Here is a 15,200-nt window from a genome sequence, read left to right as displayed (position 1 = left end):
GGATAACAACCAACCACCAAATATCATGCCAATCATGGATAACAACCAACCACCAAATATCATGCCAATCATGGATAACAACCAACCACCAAATATCATGCCAATCATGGATAACAACCAACCACCAAATATCATGCCAATTATGGATAATAACCCAATACCCAACATTATGCCGATCATGGATAACAACCAAATGCCGAATATGATGCCAATCATGGATAATAATCAAATGCCGAATATGATGCCAATCATGGATAATAATCAACCACCGAATATGATGCCATATCAAATGCCATACCAACAGCCTATGATGCCGCCGAATCCGTATCATCAACCACCAAATCCATATCAGATGCCGTATCAGCAAGGAGCACCGTTTGGACCGCAATATACGTCTATGCCAAATCCAAATATGATGCCAATGGATAATAATATGCCACCGCTCGTGCAAGGAGAGGAAGATTGTGGGTGCGGAGGTGAGAGTAGGCTATATAGTCCGCAACCTGGAGGACCACAATACGCGAATCCTTTATATTATCAACCAACTCAATCGGCATATGCACCACAGCCAGGAACGATGTATTATCAACCAGATCCACCAAATGTATTTGGGGAGCCAGTTTCAGAAGAAGAGGATGAAGAAGTTTAAAAAAGGTGGGATTATTCCCACCTTTTTTGTATGTAGAGTTGTTCCGGAAATGGAAGATTTATATCAAATGTTAGAAAATCCCCAGTGAAATATTAACAGTGTAAAAACCTTCTCTGTTACTCATCATAAGAGGGAGCTTTTCAGAAGAGAAGTTCATTCTAACAGAGGGGGTTTTTGTATTGAATACGAAAGTAAAAGTGATTGCTGCTTCTTTGTTAGTTACCAGTGCATTAGCTGCATGTGGTACACCAAAAGATAACAATGCAATGGATGGACGTAACTACAATTACGAGCGTACATCTTATAATGATACACACCAGTATCGTGATAATGTAACGCGTAATGATCGCTATACAGATTATGTAACATATAGAAATGGTCGTAACGGTACAGGATATAACAATTATTACCGCGATGTAAATTACAACGGTCAAATTGCTAATCCGCATCCAACACGTAATATTACAATGAACAATTCATACATTAACAATGATGGTAAAACAGCAGAAAAAATAACAAATCGTGTGAAACGTATGAATAACGTAGACCGTGTGTCTACAGTTGTATATGGAAACGATGTGGCGATTGCGGTAAAACCACGTAATCCAGTATCGAATGAAACAGCGCTTGCAAATGAAGTTCGTCAAGCTGTTGCAAATGAAGTTGGAAACAGAAACGTATATGTTTCTGTAAGAAATGACATGTTTACACGTGTCGATGCAATGAGTACACGACTGCGTAACGGTACAGTTACAAACGATTTCAACCGTGACATAACAAATATGTTCCGAGACATCCGTTACGGTTTAACTGGTACTATGCGATAGTAAAACAAAAGAGGAAGGGGGAGCCCTTCCTCTTTATTCATCGTCGTCTTGTAAACGACGTTTTTTTATAAAATAACTAACGGAATAAGAACCTAAAAAGCATATAAAGAGAATACCACCTGTTAAAATAGCTTCAAAGAGAGGTCTTTCTGGACTGAAAATAATATAAATAATAGCCATAACGATTCCTACAATAAGAGAACGTAAAACAATTTTGTAATAAGGAGTTAATTTTATTTCCTTTTCGCTTTCTTCTACATCGATAGAAACGCTTAACTGTAAATAAGAAAGCACAATACTCGTAAGTATGAATAATAGCCATAATGGAGATTTCGTAATTTGATCCATTCCTTCAGTTAATCCAATATAGCCTAAAATGCCAATTATACCGAGTGATTGAAAAAGAAAAGCGATGCGTATGTTTTTTAATGTTTGTAGAATGAGACGTTCATCCTTTATTTTTTTCACAATATCCATCTCCTGTTTATTATGATTTCGCTGTCATATCAATTGTAACATATATATTACATTTATCAATTTATAATTTACATATAATTTGTTTGGATGAAAGAGGAAATAAAATATTTTTATAAACATGTTGCACTTATACTTTATTAATGTTATATTAGCAAAGCGATGAGCTAATTTACGTAAGACGAGAGATATGCTTAAGTGCTAAACACGCGAATGTGGTCGCCTGGTCTCTCGCCGTAAACGCATCAAGACGCCTGCTTTGCAGGCGTCTTTCATTTTATATAAAAACAAATGCTAATGCAGATAAAGATAAAACTTTATCTGCATTTTTTATTTTCAAGAGAATTATAATGTGGTTGTTTATATGGATAAAACCCCCACTTCCGGAAAAACTACTAATGAAAGTTTGATCTTGCCTAAAAGAGGTGAACGGAAATGAGATGGATACTGATTGCGATGCAAGCTTTCGTTATGATGTTTTGTTTCTTTTATGAAACGAATGTGAAGGCGGAAGGGACAGTACCAAAAATAACAGAAAAAGAGCCGCAAGTTACAATTTTATTAGAGCGTATGTATGTTGATGGAGAAGTAAGTGAGGAAATCTTTACAGAAAAAGTAGCGGATTTAGAAAAGTTTTTACAGCAATATAAAGAATGGCAGCTCGTTGATCGTGATGATGTACAAATCGTATTACAAAAGAAAGTTGATGATATTTCTCCGTTATTAAAGACGAGCGGTTATTTTGGCGTGTCAGAGGAAGGGATATTACAAATTTTTAAAGGTGTACCGAAAAGTGATAATGCGATTCATTCCTTCTTTCAAATTGATATGAAAAAGCTTGAGAGTTATGATCGTGCGAAATTGAAGCGTGGTATTCGTATTAAATCAAAAGAAGGTTTTGTGAAGACGATTGAAAAAATGAAACAATACGCAGTGCAAAATAAGAAAAAAAGCAGCTCATGGTGAGCTGCTTTTTTTTACTTGTTTTTATCTAAAATTTGTTTTGCGATTTCATCGATTAGCATGTCTTTTCCGATTGGATTGAACGCTTTCGTATTGAAGACTTCATTCGATACTTCATATACATGATTGTTTTTAACTGCTTTATTGTCTTTCCAAACAGCACTATTTTTGTAGTCTTCGTAAACTTTATCAGCTTCGCCGCCAAAGTTTACAATAAACATTTGATCAGGTTGGAATGCAACAAGACCTTCTAGTGATACTTGTGCCATCGTTTGTTTTAAATCTGTACCTTTTGTTGCTGGAAGTTTTAAGTCGTTAAAGATGATGTCACCGTATCCGAAGCTACCGTATACACGGAAGTTTTGTGGTGTAACTGCGACGAACATAAAGTTCTCATCTTTTGTTTTTTCTTTAATTTTTTTAGATAAAGAGTCTGCTTTTTTATCGTAGTCTGCAATCCATTTGTCTGCTTTCTTTTCTTCGTCAAATAGTTTGCCTACTTCTTTAAACTTACCACGCCAGTCTTCTAAGTTTGTTTCTAGAACAACTGTCGGTGCAACCTTTTCTAATTGATCATAAATCTTCAATTGACGATTATTTAAAATAATTAAGTCTGGTTTTAAAGCAGTAACAGCTTCTAAATCAACTTTAGGTGCCCAGTACCAACCTACTGCTTTTACGCCATCTAATTTTTTTGTTAAGTGATTTTGGATTTTATCTTTATATGTGTTTGCTGTACCAACAGGTTTGTGTCCAAGAAGTAATAATTCTTCTGTTGATCCAGATAAATCAACAATTCTCTTTGGATTTACTGGAATTGTAGCTTCACCTTTAGCATGTTTTACAACTTTTGTTTTCGGTTGTTCTTTTGCTTTCGATTCTTCTTTTTGAGAAGAACAGCCAACGATAGAAAGAACAACGAGCATAATAGTAAATAAAATAAATAGCTTACGTTTCATCCTGATGTAACCCCTTTAATTAGTATTGATAATCATTATCGACTTCTGTATATTAAGGTGCTTTAACCTTTCTGTCAATGGAAAATAACAGAAGTTTTAAGTGGAGAACATTTGTTGGGGCAGTCTCGCTTTTCTATCATTAAATATGTTAAAATGGAATACATGATTTAAGAGGGAGAGATCGTATTTTGTTTGAATATGTTACAGGTTACGTGGAGTATGTAGGGCCGGAATATGTCGTAATTGATCATAATGGAATTGGTTATCAAATTTTCACACCGAATCCGTATGTATTTCAAAGAAGTAAGCAAGAAATCCGTGTCTATACATATCATTATGTGAGAGAAGATATTATGGCACTTTACGGGTTTAAAACACGTGAAGAGCGTTTATTATTTACAAAGTTGTTAGGCGTGTCTGGCATTGGGCCAAAAGGAGCTCTTGCAATATTAGCTTCTGGTCAAACAGGACAGGTCGTTCAAGCGATTGAGCATGAAGATGAGAAGTTTTTAGTGAAATTCCCAGGCGTCGGAAAGAAAACAGCACGCCAAATGATTTTAGATTTAAAAGGAAAACTAGCAGATGTCGTACCAGATGCATTTGTTGATTTATTCTCAGACACAGAACGTTTTGATGAGAAGAAAGGTTCATCAGCTGAGCTTGATGAGGCACTGGAAGCTCTGCGCGCACTTGGATACGCAGAAAGAGAAGTTTCTCGCGTTGTACCAGAGTTATTAAAAGAATCATTAACGACGGATCAGTATATTAAAAAGGCACTTAGTCTTTTACTAAATGGTAAGAGGTGAGTATAATGGACGAACGTCTCCTTTCAGGGGAATCTGCATTTGAAGATGCGGATTTAGAATATTCATTACGGCCACAGACGCTCCGTCAGTATATTGGCCAAGATAAAGCAAAACATAATTTAGAAGTATTTATTGAAGCAGCGAAAATGCGTGAAGAAACGTTAGATCACGTGCTTCTATATGGACCGCCAGGGCTTGGTAAAACGACGCTTGCCAATATTATTGCGAATGAAATGGGCGTAAATGTGAGAACAACTTCAGGTCCGGCAATTGAAAGGCCAGGAGATTTAGCAGCCGTATTAACAGCGCTTCAGCCAGGGGATGTATTATTTATTGATGAGATTCATCGTTTGCATAGATCGATTGAAGAAGTGCTATATCCTGCGATGGAAGACTTTTGCCTTGATATTGTAATTGGAAAAGGACCGTCAGCACGGTCTGTACGTTTAGATTTACCGCCATTTACATTAGTTGGAGCAACGACACGTGCGGGAGCATTATCAGCGCCGCTTCGTGACCGTTTCGGTGTACTTTCGAGATTAGAATATTACACAGTAGATCAGCTTTCTGAGATTGTTGAACGCACAGCAGAAGTATTTGAAGTTGAAATTGATTCGTTAGCCGCACTAGAAATTGCAAGACGTGCTCGTGGTACACCTCGTATTGCAAATCGTTTATTACGACGTGTACGTGATTTCGCGCAAGTTCGTGGTAACGGAACAGTTACGATGGAAATTACACAAATGGCGTTAGAACTACTGCAAGTAGATAAATTAGGTCTAGATCATATCGATCATAAATTATTGCTTGGTATTATTGAGAAATTCCGCGGTGGCCCAGTTGGGTTAGAAACGGTTTCCGCAACGATCGGTGAAGAATCTCATACGATTGAAGATGTGTATGAGCCGTATTTATTACAAATTGGCTTTTTACAACGAACGCCAAGAGGCCGAATTGTAACGCCGCTTGCATATGAGCATTTCGGAATGGAGATGCCAAAAGTATGACGGAGATGCCAAAATTGCTTATTACAGCAGGTATCTTACTCATCGTTGTTGGGTTAGCTTGGAAGTTCATTGGAAGACTTCCAGGCGATATTTTTGTGAAAAAAGGAAACGTTACCTTTTATTTTCCTATCATTACATGTATTGTGTTAAGTATTGTATTATCTTTTATTATGTATATAATAAATCGATTTAAATAAGAAATAGGTGGATATAGTTATGGATATTAATCTGTTTGATTTTCATTTACCAGAAGAACTTATTGCACAAGTCCCATTAGAAGAACGTGAAACATCAAGATTAATGGTGTTAGACCGTGAAACAGGTGATATTGAGCATAAACATTTTACGGACATTCTTTCTTACTTACATGAGGGGGATTGCTTAGTTTTAAACGAAACAAAAGTAATGCCTGCTCGTTTGCATGGTGTGAAAGAAGATACAGGCGCGCACATTGAAGTACTTCTTTTAAAACAAGAAGAAGGCGATAAGTGGGAAACGCTTGTTAAGCCAGCAAAACGTGTAAAAGAAGGAACTGTTATCTCTTTTGGCGAAGGGAAATTAAAAGCAACTTGCACAGGAACTGCAGATCAAGGTGGACGTCAGCTTGAATTTTCATATGACGGCATCTTCTATGAAATTTTAGATGAACTTGGAGAAATGCCACTTCCTCCATATATTAAAGAGACGCTAGAAGATCGCGATCGCTATCAAACAGTATATGCGAAAGAGGTCGGTTCAGCAGCAGCGCCGACTGCAGGACTTCACTTTACAGAAGAGTTACTAGAGAAGTTAAAACAAAAAGGCGTCGAGTTAGCTTTCATCACACTTCACGTAGGGCTTGGAACATTTAGACCAGTTTCTGCTGATACGATTGAAGAACACCATATGCACGCAGAATATTACCATATGTCTGAAGAGACAGCGGCATTATTAAACCGTGTGAAAGAGAATGGTGGACGTATTATTACGGTAGGTACGACTTCAACTCGTACGTTAGAAACAATTGCGACAGATCACGATGGAAAGCTTTGTGCAGCTTCTGGCTGGACAGACATTTTTATGTACCCAGGTTATGAATTTAAAGCAATTGATGGTTTGATTACAAACTTCCATTTACCGAAATCAACATTAATTATGCTTGTAAGTGCATTTGCAAACAGAGATAATGTACTTCATGCTTATAATGAAGCAGTAAAAGAAAAATATCGTTTCTTTAGCTTCGGTGATGCAATGTTTGTTGCATCTCACGCTAAGATGGGAAACAAATAAAAGGAGTAAATTATGACAGCAATTCGTTATGAATTTATTAAAACTTGTAAACAAACGGGTGCGCGTTTAGGACGTGTACATACGCCGCACGGTTCATTTGATACACCGACATTTATGCCAGTTGGTACACTTGCAACAGTTAAGACAATGTCACCAGAAGAATTAAAAGCAATGGATTCTGGCATCATTTTAAGTAATACGTATCATTTATGGTTACGTCCAGGTCACGAAATCATTCGTGAAGCAGGCGGTTTGCATAAATTTATGAACTGGGATCGTGCAATCTTAACGGACTCTGGTGGTTTCCAAGTATTCAGTTTAAGTGACTTCCGTCGTATTGAAGAGGAAGGCGTTCACTTCCGTAACCACTTAAATGGAGATAAATTATTCTTATCACCAGAAAAAGCGATGGAAATTCAAAATGCATTAGGTTCAGATATTATGATGGCATTTGATGAGTGTCCGCCATTCCCGGCTACTTTTGAATATATGAAGAAATCTGTAGAACGTACAAGCCGCTGGGCAGAACGTTGTTTAAAAGCGCATGAACGTCCACAAGACCAAGGTTTATTCGGTATTGTACAAGGCGGAGAGTTCGAAGAGCTTCGTCGTCAAAGTGCAAAGGATCTTGTTTCAATGGACTTCCCTGGTTACGCTGTAGGTGGTTTATCTGTAGGTGAGCCGAAAGATATTATGAATCGTGTACTTGAGTTTACAACACCACTTCTTCCAGATAATAAGCCGCGTTACTTAATGGGAGTAGGTTCTCCTGACTCATTAATCGATGGTGCAATTCGTGGTATTGATATGTTTGACTGCGTACTTCCAACTCGTATCGCTCGAAACGGTACATGTATGACAAGTGAAGGTCGCCTTGTTGTGAAAAATGCGAAATTCGCAAGAGACTTCGGTCCGCTTGATCCAAATTGTGATTGCTATACATGTAAAAATTATTCTCGTGCGTACATTCGTCACTTAATGAAATGTGATGAAACGTTCGGAATTCGTTTAACGTCTTATCACAACCTTCATTTTCTGTTAAACTTAATGGAGCAGGTGAGACAAGCTATTCGTGAAGACCGTCTTGGCGATTTCCGCGAAGAGTTCTTTGAACAGTATGGCTTTAATAAACCGAATGCTAAAAACTTCTAATACATAATTTAAAAGGAGGAACAAAAGATGAATCCAGGTATGATGAATATCGTTATGATCGTTGCGATGTTTGCGATTTTCTATTTCTTATTAATTCGCCCGCAACAAAAACGTCAAAAAGCAGTTGCTCAAATGCAAAGTGAGTTAGCAAAAGGTGATGCTATCGTAACAATCGGTGGTTTACACGGTACAATCGAATCAGTAGATGATACGAAAATCGTTATTAAATCTGGTGGTTCACACTTAACTTTCGATCGCAATGCGATTCGTGAAGTTGTGAAAAACTAATGAGGAAGGCCCTGCATGAAATGTGCAGGGCCTTTTTTAGTTGTTTTGTTTGGACATATTTACACCGAAAATACCACCGAGTGTACTCGCACCCATTAAGGCTAATTGGTAAATTAACTGTGAGTTCGATAAAGTTTGAGAGAAGCCTAAATAGTTAACTAGAAAAACAAGTACGGTGAATGTAAGTCCTGTAGTGAAGCCTACTAGCCAACCTTTTCCTTGTGCTTTTTTACCAGCAGTAAATCCGGATATAAGCATAGATAAAAGAGCTAGTATAAAAATAGTAACAGCTAATGTGCCTTCATTCATATTTGTAAACTTTAATAAAAGAGCCATAATCATGCTAGTAATTGTTGCGAGAATTAATAGGGTAACGATACCGAAGCCAATTGCAGTTGATAATTTTTTCGTTCCATCCATTTATACATTCCCCCTTTTTAATACAAGCATATTTTCCTTTTTCCTAAGTTAGACTAGTTTCTTTTATAAAGGGGAGCCTATATGTAAAAAAGGAGATGTAGAAATGGAATGGATATCGGTAATTGGCCGGACGATGCTTTTGTATATTATCATTTTAATTATCTTTCGTTTTATGGGTAAACGTGAGATAGGAGAATTAAGTGTATTAGATTTAGTCGTATTTATTATGCTCGGTGAAATGGCCGTAGTAGCAATTGAAAATACCGACAAATCACTTTGGCATCAATTAGTTCCGATGACCTTCCTTATGTGTATACAAATCATTTTGTCAGTCATTTCATTAAAGTTTCAACGATTTCGACATTTGATAGAAGGAGAACCAGCGATTATTATTAATGCTGGAAAAATTGATGAAAAAAAGATGAGAAACCAGCGATATAATATAGATGATTTAATGATGCAATTAAGGGAGCAGGGAGTCGGAGATATTAGGGATGTAGAATATGCTATTTTAGAACCATCTGGTAAGTTATCTGTTTTTCAAAAACAAAAAGGTGAACAGGATGCATTGCAGTTTACTCTTCCTCTTATTATCGATGGAGAAATTCAATCGAGTCATTTACAAATGATTGAACATACAGATGAATGGCTTATTGGGAAATTAAAAAACTTAGGTTATAACGATATCGCGCAAATTCTATATTGCAGTTTTCAAAATGGACAATTCTTTGTTGATTTGAAAGAAAACTAGAAGCTTACTATATGAAATAGTAAGCCTGTTTACTTCAAAAATGAAAGTTTTCGAATGATAGGGAGCCGACTTAACTCTTCTTTTCGAATGAGCTTGAAAGTGAAGAGGAGCACAATATAAACGAGTGTTGTTAAAGTGATTTCCCATAATGTTTGTATGCCAAGTGAATGAGAAAAAATCATATACTTATGAAGGTAAAAACCGAAGGAGCCTGCAATACCGATGGCAAGTCCGCCGAAAATGTAGTCTTTTGCGTAAATGGTAAATGTAATTTTCTTTAAAACAGTAGCGTAATGAAGAAATGTTACGGTTACTATATTTGCAGCGATAGCGAGTGCAACTCCCATCATTTGAAACTCTGGTCTTGAAGCTAGTACGAAAATAACGATTAATTTTACGATTGCGCCAATAAATGTATTCATCATCGCCGCACGTGCTAAGTTTAAAGCTTGTAAAACAGAGGTAAGTGGACTTTGAAAGTAATGAAATAAAAAGCAAGGTGCAAGAAGCTGGATGAATGCTGTTGCACTGTCTGATCCATACATAAGAGTTAAAACAGGAGAAGCAAATACGTATAATATAACAACTGACCAGCCACCAGTAATTAATGAGATGCGCAGAGCTTGTTGCAAGCGGTGTTCTACTAATTTATGCTGTCTTTTGGCCATTGCTTCACTAATAGATGGAACGAGTGCTGTAGAAAGAGCGTATGTAATAAAGGCTGGCAGTGAAAGAAGTGGGAAGGCATACCCGTTTAATATACCGTATTGCTGGGTTGCGACGGAGGCAGCAACGCCGGCAATCGCTAAGCTTTGCATAACGACGATAGGTTCAAAAAAATAGGAAACGGAACCGATTAATCGACTTCCTGTAGTTGGAAGTGCAATATCCATAAGAGAATAAAATGTCCCCTTGCTTTCCTTTACAGTAGTGAAAAATCCAGAGCGTATAGATAAATGCTTTTCGCGCTGGAATAAAGTGAGTAAAAATAATAACGATGCAACTTCACCGAGAACGGCTGATAACATAGCGCCAGCTGCAGCATATTCTACGCCATATGGTAAAAATAATTGAATGCATATAGCGATAATTGTAATGCGGACAACTTGCTCTATAACTTGGGCGTAAGCGCTAGGTTTCATATTTTGTTTCCCTTGGAAATAACCGCGTAAAACAGAAGAAACAGCAATAACAGGAACGACAGGCAAAATTGCCATTAATGGATAGTATGTTCGTTCATCAGTTAATAATGTTTTTGCTAAAATAGGTGTGAGAAGCATAATTCCGATTGTTAAAATGATACTAATAACAGATGTAACAGCTAATGAAACTGTTAATATTTTTTTAACTCTTTGTTTATCGTTCACAGCTTCCGCTTCTGCTACAAATTTTGCGATTGCGACAGGAAGGCCGATTTGTGTTAATGTAATTGCTAGAATGAATGTAGGAACGGCCATCATATAAAGGCCAACGCCTTCTTCCCCTAAAATACGTGCCATTACAATCCGGTTAATAAATCCAAGGATTTTGGTAATAAAGCCGGCTATCATTAAAATAAATGCGCCTTTTAAAAAGCTTTGTCTCGTCATGGTCTTCTCCTACCTTCTCAAAATCAGTGGAATGATTTACAATAATTTATATGCACGTATGAGACAAGAATGACAAGCATTTAAGAGAGTGCTCTTGAAAGTAGTTATTGCTGTCCATTAGAGCGGGATTAAAAGCGACTTTTCGTGCTGAAATCAGAAGGAGATGTTATGTATGTTAGAAAAAGAGGCTTTGGTAGAATCATACCGCGGACAGTTACAAGTCGTTTTAGAAAGTAAAGTAGAAGAGTTCCACATGTTCGGTTATGATCGAGTAACAGATGATGACATTTGGAAGTTTCTTAAAACGAAAAAGTGGAAGAAGATAGACAGTGACGTTAGATTATATGAATTAGTTAATGATGTATTAACAGTAAGTGCTAATGAATATATGACGTATTTAACTGTTGAAGCATATCAAGCGCCACTTTGGTCGTTTGATGAATATGAAAATAAATAACCGCCTGCAATTGGTTTGTTCTTCCTTTTGCAGTATAATGATAGGTATTGATAATGAGGAAATAATTATGTCTAAGATCATATATAAAGGGGGTAGTGAAGAGAGAAAATAAATGATGAAAGTGTAGGTATTGTGAAAACTATATCGACACAGCTAGTGATGAACTAGCAAAATTATAGAAAGGAAGTCTACTAACTAGGCGTATGCAAACGTGTAAAAGTGAATCGTAAGAGATTTATTTAAAGTGTTAGTAGCAGAAAGAGGGTACATATGGCAAAGCGTGGTACGAGAATTGCCGCCTTTTTCCTCATCGTATTATTGATCGGTGGAGTAATTGGTGCGGCAGGAAAAGACATAGCAAAAGGAATTAGTCTAGGACTAGACCTTCGCGGTGGTTTTGAAATTCTGTATGAAGTAAAACCAGCCAAAAAAGGTGATAAAATTGACCGAGAGGCACTTGTAAGTACAGTAGGTGCTCTTGAAAATCGTGTCAATGTTCTCGGTGTAAGTGAGCCGAACATTCAAATTGAAGGGCAAGACCGCATTCGCGTACAGCTTGCTGGTGTACAAGATCAGCAAAAAGCACGTGAAATGTTATCAACACAAGCGAAATTAACATTCCGTGATGTAGATGACAACCTTCTTATGGACGGAACGGATTTAAAAGGCGGTGGAGCGAAGCAAACATTTGATGAGCAAGGCCGTGCGAGCGTTGGTCTTACACTAAAAAGCGCTGAAAAATTCCGTGAAGTAACTGAAAAAATTTCAAAAATGCCACCACCAACGAATTTAATGGTAATTTGGCTTGATTTTGAAGAAGGAAAAGATTCATACAAAGCAGAATCTGCAAAACCAAATCCGAAGTTCTTATCAGCAGCAACAGTAAGCCAAGTGTTTAACCAAGCTGAAGTATCTATCGTAGGTGGAAACTTCACAGTTGAAAGTGCGAAACAACTTTCATCTTTATTAAATGCAGGTGCACTTCCTGTTGATTTAAAAGAAATGTATTCAACATCTGTTGGAGCGAAGTTTGGTCAACAAGCGTTAGAGCAAACGATTTTCGCTAGTGCGATTGGTATCGCTCTTATTTTCTTATTTATGCTTGTATTCTACCGTTTACCAGGACTTGTAGCGGTTATTATGTTAGGTCTATACATTTTCGTTACATTACTTGTCTTTAACTGGATGCATGCAGTTCTTACGCTGCCAGGTATTGCGGCGTTAGTGCTCGGGGTAGGTATCGCAGTTGATGCGAATATTATTACGTACGAGAGACTGAAAGAAGAGCTGAAAATTGGTAAGTCAATGATGTCAGCATTCCGCGCTGGTAACCATCGTTCATTAGCAACGATTTTAGATGCGAACATTACAACACTTGCAGCAGCTGGTGTGTTATTCGTTTATGGTAATAGCTCTGTAAAAGGATTCGCAACAAGTTTAATTGTAAGTATTTTAGTCGGTTTCATTACGAACGTATTCGGTACTCGTTTCTTACTGGGATTACTAGTAAAGAGCCGTTACTTCGATAAAAAACCAGGATACTTTGGTGTGAAACAAAAGGATATTATTCCGTTAACAAAAGGTGTAGTACATCCACCGACAAGATTTGATCGTATTAACTTCGTAAATATCGGTCATAAATTCCTTGTTTTCTCGATTGTAGTTGTAATTGCAGGCGCAATTATCTTGCCAATTTTCAAATTGAATCTTGGTATTGACTTTGCAAGTGGTACACGTATCGACTTGCAATCAAAACAAGCAGTGACTGTGTCGGATGTTCATAAAGATTTTAAAGAATTGAACATTGATGTGAAGGAAGAAAACATTGTACCGACTGGAGATGACAATAAAGGATTCGCAGTTCGTACATTAGGTGTTCTATCAAAAGATGAAATTGCGAAAACAAAAACATTCTTCCACGACAAATATGGTACAGATCCAAACGTAAGTACAGTTTCACCGACAATCGGTAAAGAAATTGCACGAAATGCGTTTATCGCTGTATTAATCGCTTCTGCGGTTATCATTTTATACGTAAGTATTCGATTCCGATTTACGTACGCATTATCTGCAGTACTTGCATTATTACATGATGCATTTGTTATGATTGTTATATTTAGTATTTTCCAATTAGAGGTAGACTTAACGTTTATCGCTGCGGTATTAACAATCATCGGTTATTCTATTAATGACTCTATTGTTACATTTGATAGAAACCGTGAATTATACAAACAGAAAAAACGAGTTCGCGATATAAAAGACTTAGAAGAAATCGTAAATGCAAGTATTCGTCAAACACTTGGTCGTTCGATTAACACCGTATTAACAGTGTTGTTCCCGGTAATTGCGTTACTTATCTTCGGTAGTGAGTCACTACGTAACTTCTCGTTTGCATTACTTGTTGGATTAGTTGTAGGTACGTACTCTTCTGTTTTCGTTGCTTCTCAAATTTGGTTAATGCTTGAAAACCGTCGTTTGAAAAAAGCCAAAAACAAGAAGAAGGTTGAGAAAGTAGAATCTGAACCGCAAGTATAAAAAAGATGATGTCTCTTTATGAGGCATCTCTTTTTTCGTTTGTGGATACAATAAGGTAGCAACTTTTAAAAGTGAAAATGGAAGAAAGTGGTGATGTTATCGCTGTTTTTGTTACAATAAAAAGATAGGTTAAGAAAAGAAGGGATTTTAATTATGGAAAAAGATGAACGTTTTAAACAGGCCGAGTTCGGTGCTATTGTCGGGATCGTTGGTAATATTATATTAGCGATTGTAAAGGCAGTAATTGGTTATATTGGGAACAGTAAAGCGCTATTAGCGGATGCGGTGCATTCTGCGTCAGATGTAATTGGTTCACTAGCTGTACTGTTTGGATTGCGAGCAGCAAAGCAGCCGCCCGATGAAGATCATCCGTATGGTCATGGTAAAGCGGAATCGATTTCAGCGATTATTGTTGCAGTATTGTTATTTATTGTAGGGATCGAGATAGCGATTTCGTCTATAAAAGCTTTTTCGCAAGAATTAGAACCACCGAAAGGAATTACGATTTTTGCTGTTGTTCTTTCGATTATCGTGAAAGAAGGAATGTTTCAATATAAATTCCGATTAGGGAAGAAGGTAAATAGTGATGCAATTATTGCAAATGCATATGAGCACCGTTCGGATGTATTTTCTTCAATTGCAGCTTTAATCGGTATTTGTGCAGCGATTATCGGTGGCAAGTTCGGGTTAGATTGGCTTGTATATGCCGATCCAATTGCAGGATTATTTGTTTCACTTCTTGTAGCAAAAATGGCGTGGAGTATTGGGGCAGAAGCAATTCATGCAACGCTTGATCATGTTCTGCATGAGGAAGATGTTGTTCCTCTTAGAGAAGCCGTACTTCAAATCGATGGTGTGAAAAAAATTGGTTCTTTATATGCAAGGGAGCATGGTCATTACGTTATTGTTGATATTAAAGTTTCTGTAGATCCATACATTACTGTAGAAGAAGGGCACCGCATTGGAAAGCATGTGAAAGAAACGCTTATGAAACAAGATAACGTACAAAATGTGTTTGTACATATAAATCCGTATTCTCCAAATTAAATATTAT

General features: G+C 37.1%; 16 protein-coding genes and 1 pseudogene. 13 read left to right on the top strand and 4 right to left on the bottom strand.

The annotated features are described in order from the left end of the window. Together exsA and AC3WVA_RS03625 are read left to right on the top strand one after the other, a co-directional pair. Positions 1-649 (top strand): annotated as a pseudogene (gene exsA, locus AC3WVA_RS03630) (spore coat assembly protein ExsA); the annotation flags it as partial. 179 nt (positions 650-828) lie between these two features. Continuing rightward, complete coding sequence (locus tag AC3WVA_RS03625) at positions 829-1,476, top strand: YhcN/YlaJ family sporulation lipoprotein (protein ID WP_048531401.1); 648 nt, start codon at positions 829-831, stop codon at positions 1,474-1,476. Positions 1,477-1,509: 33 nt separating this feature from the next. Here the strand turns inward: AC3WVA_RS03625 and AC3WVA_RS03620 are convergent, their stop codons facing one another. Beyond that, complete coding sequence (locus AC3WVA_RS03620; RefSeq protein WP_141539409.1) at positions 1,510-1,944, bottom strand: branched-chain amino acid ABC transporter substrate-binding protein; 435 nt, start codon at positions 1,942-1,944, stop codon at positions 1,510-1,512. Between the two features lie 441 nt (positions 1,945-2,385). On the opposite strand from AC3WVA_RS03620, the gene AC3WVA_RS03615 reads away from it, so the two are divergent. Beyond that, positions 2,386-2,916: a BofC C-terminal domain-containing protein gene (locus AC3WVA_RS03615; RefSeq protein ID WP_098345250.1), complete on the top strand. Its 531-nt coding sequence runs from the start codon at positions 2,386-2,388 to the stop codon at positions 2,914-2,916. Between the two features lie 11 nt (positions 2,917-2,927). On the opposite strand, the gene AC3WVA_RS03610 is transcribed toward AC3WVA_RS03615, so the two are convergent. Beyond that, complete coding sequence (locus tag AC3WVA_RS03610; RefSeq protein WP_098345251.1) at positions 2,928-3,872, bottom strand: iron-hydroxamate ABC transporter substrate-binding protein; 945 nt, start codon at positions 3,870-3,872, stop codon at positions 2,928-2,930. A 188-nt stretch (positions 3,873-4,060) separates the two neighbouring features. On the opposite strand from AC3WVA_RS03610, the gene ruvA reads away from it, so the two are divergent. The 6 genes from ruvA to yajC are packed head-to-tail and all read left to right on the top strand — an operon-like array spanning position 4,061 to position 8,394. Further along, the gene (gene ruvA / locus AC3WVA_RS03605) at positions 4,061-4,678 is read left to right on the top strand and encodes a Holliday junction DNA helicase RuvA (RefSeq protein ID WP_000464511.1); all 618 of its coding nucleotides are present in this window, start codon (positions 4,061-4,063) and stop codon (positions 4,676-4,678) included. A 5-nt stretch (positions 4,679-4,683) separates the two neighbouring features. Next, positions 4,684-5,685: a Holliday junction branch migration DNA helicase RuvB gene (ruvB, locus tag AC3WVA_RS03600; RefSeq protein WP_048531393.1), complete on the top strand. Its 1,002-nt coding sequence runs from the start codon at positions 4,684-4,686 to the stop codon at positions 5,683-5,685. Next, the gene (locus AC3WVA_RS03595) at positions 5,682-5,882 is read left to right on the top strand and encodes a DUF2905 domain-containing protein (RefSeq protein ID WP_000138162.1); all 201 of its coding nucleotides are present in this window, start codon (positions 5,682-5,684) and stop codon (positions 5,880-5,882) included. The genes ruvB and AC3WVA_RS03595 overlap by 4 nt, the downstream gene beginning before the upstream one ends. 19 nt (positions 5,883-5,901) lie before the next feature. Then, positions 5,902-6,954, top strand: coding sequence for a tRNA preQ1(34) S-adenosylmethionine ribosyltransferase-isomerase QueA (gene queA / locus AC3WVA_RS03590; RefSeq protein ID WP_048531391.1), 1,053 nt, complete (start codon positions 5,902-5,904; stop codon positions 6,952-6,954). 12 nt (positions 6,955-6,966) lie between these two features. Continuing rightward, positions 6,967-8,106 (top strand): tRNA guanosine(34) transglycosylase Tgt, encoded by a 1,140-nt coding sequence (gene tgt, locus AC3WVA_RS03585; protein ID WP_000125362.1) that lies wholly within the window; start codon positions 6,967-6,969, stop codon positions 8,104-8,106. Between the two features lie 27 nt (positions 8,107-8,133). Next, positions 8,134-8,394 (top strand): preprotein translocase subunit YajC, encoded by a 261-nt coding sequence (gene yajC, locus AC3WVA_RS03580; protein ID WP_048531388.1) that lies wholly within the window; start codon positions 8,134-8,136, stop codon positions 8,392-8,394. A 36-nt stretch (positions 8,395-8,430) separates the two neighbouring features. Here yajC and AC3WVA_RS03575 read toward each other — a convergent pair whose 3' ends face one another. Then, on the bottom strand, positions 8,431-8,814 hold the full coding sequence (locus tag AC3WVA_RS03575; protein ID WP_098519954.1) for a TIGR04086 family membrane protein: 384 nt from the start codon (positions 8,812-8,814) through the stop codon (positions 8,431-8,433). A 103-nt stretch (positions 8,815-8,917) separates the two neighbouring features. Between AC3WVA_RS03575 and AC3WVA_RS03570 the strand changes: the two genes are divergently transcribed. Next, positions 8,918-9,565 carry a DUF421 domain-containing protein gene (locus AC3WVA_RS03570; protein ID WP_048531385.1) on the top strand — a complete coding sequence of 216 codons (648 nt, stop codon included), beginning with the start codon at positions 8,918-8,920 and terminating at the stop codon, positions 9,563-9,565. Between the two features lie 29 nt (positions 9,566-9,594). Here the strand turns inward: AC3WVA_RS03570 and spoVB are convergent, their stop codons facing one another. Then, positions 9,595-11,154, bottom strand: coding sequence for a stage V sporulation protein B (gene spoVB / locus AC3WVA_RS03565; protein WP_048531383.1), 1,560 nt, complete (start codon positions 11,152-11,154; stop codon positions 9,595-9,597). A 172-nt stretch (positions 11,155-11,326) separates the two neighbouring features. Here spoVB and AC3WVA_RS03560 point away from each other — a divergent pair, with 172 nt between their 5' ends. The 3 genes from AC3WVA_RS03560 to AC3WVA_RS03550 all read left to right on the top strand — a co-directional run bounded on the left by AC3WVA_RS03560 (position 11,327) and on the right by AC3WVA_RS03550 (position 15,193). Next, positions 11,327-11,611, top strand: coding sequence for a post-transcriptional regulator (locus AC3WVA_RS03560; RefSeq protein ID WP_048531380.1), 285 nt, complete (start codon positions 11,327-11,329; stop codon positions 11,609-11,611). Positions 11,612-11,881: 270 nt separating this feature from the next. Then, positions 11,882-14,146, top strand: a complete 2,265-nt coding sequence (gene secDF / locus AC3WVA_RS03555; RefSeq protein ID WP_078417872.1) for a protein translocase subunit SecDF — start codon at positions 11,882-11,884, stop codon at positions 14,144-14,146. Between the two features lie 153 nt (positions 14,147-14,299). Further along, positions 14,300-15,193: a cation diffusion facilitator family transporter gene (locus AC3WVA_RS03550; RefSeq protein WP_098345253.1), complete on the top strand. Its 894-nt coding sequence runs from the start codon at positions 14,300-14,302 to the stop codon at positions 15,191-15,193. The last annotated feature ends 7 nt before the right edge of the window (positions 15,194-15,200 follow it).

Source organism: Bacillus sp. EB106-04-02-XG92 (assembly GCF_058791995.1).
Note: the sequence above shows the minus strand (reverse complement) of the source record. Positions and strands in the feature narration are given on the sequence as shown.

Excerpts from the sequence above, each read along its gene's own strand:
- AC3WVA_RS03610 (WP_098345251.1), bottom strand. The coding sequence starts at position 3,872 with ATGAAACGTAAGCTATTTATTTTATTTACTATTATGCTCGTTGTTCTT.
- ruvB (WP_048531393.1), top strand. The coding sequence starts at position 4,684 with ATGGACGAACGTCTCCTTTCAGGGGAATCTGCATTTGAAGATGCGGAT.
- spoVB (WP_048531383.1), bottom strand. The coding sequence starts at position 11,154 with ATGACGAGACAAAGCTTTTTAAAAGGCGCATTTATTTTAATGATAGCC.
- AC3WVA_RS03615 (WP_098345250.1), top strand. The coding sequence starts at position 2,386 with ATGAGATGGATACTGATTGCGATGCAAGCTTTCGTTATGATGTTTTGT.
- yajC (WP_048531388.1), top strand. The coding sequence starts at position 8,134 with ATGAATCCAGGTATGATGAATATCGTTATGATCGTTGCGATGTTTGCG.
- secDF (WP_078417872.1), top strand. The coding sequence starts at position 11,882 with ATGGCAAAGCGTGGTACGAGAATTGCCGCCTTTTTCCTCATCGTATTA.
- tgt (WP_000125362.1), top strand. The coding sequence starts at position 6,967 with ATGACAGCAATTCGTTATGAATTTATTAAAACTTGTAAACAAACGGGT.
- AC3WVA_RS03595 (WP_000138162.1), top strand. The coding sequence starts at position 5,682 with ATGACGGAGATGCCAAAATTGCTTATTACAGCAGGTATCTTACTCATC.
- AC3WVA_RS03560 (WP_048531380.1), top strand. The coding sequence starts at position 11,327 with ATGTTAGAAAAAGAGGCTTTGGTAGAATCATACCGCGGACAGTTACAA.
- AC3WVA_RS03550 (WP_098345253.1), top strand. The coding sequence starts at position 14,300 with ATGGAAAAAGATGAACGTTTTAAACAGGCCGAGTTCGGTGCTATTGTC.
- AC3WVA_RS03575 (WP_098519954.1), bottom strand. The coding sequence starts at position 8,814 with ATGGATGGAACGAAAAAATTATCAACTGCAATTGGCTTCGGTATCGTT.
- queA (WP_048531391.1), top strand. The coding sequence starts at position 5,902 with ATGGATATTAATCTGTTTGATTTTCATTTACCAGAAGAACTTATTGCA.
- AC3WVA_RS03570 (WP_048531385.1), top strand. The coding sequence starts at position 8,918 with ATGGAATGGATATCGGTAATTGGCCGGACGATGCTTTTGTATATTATC.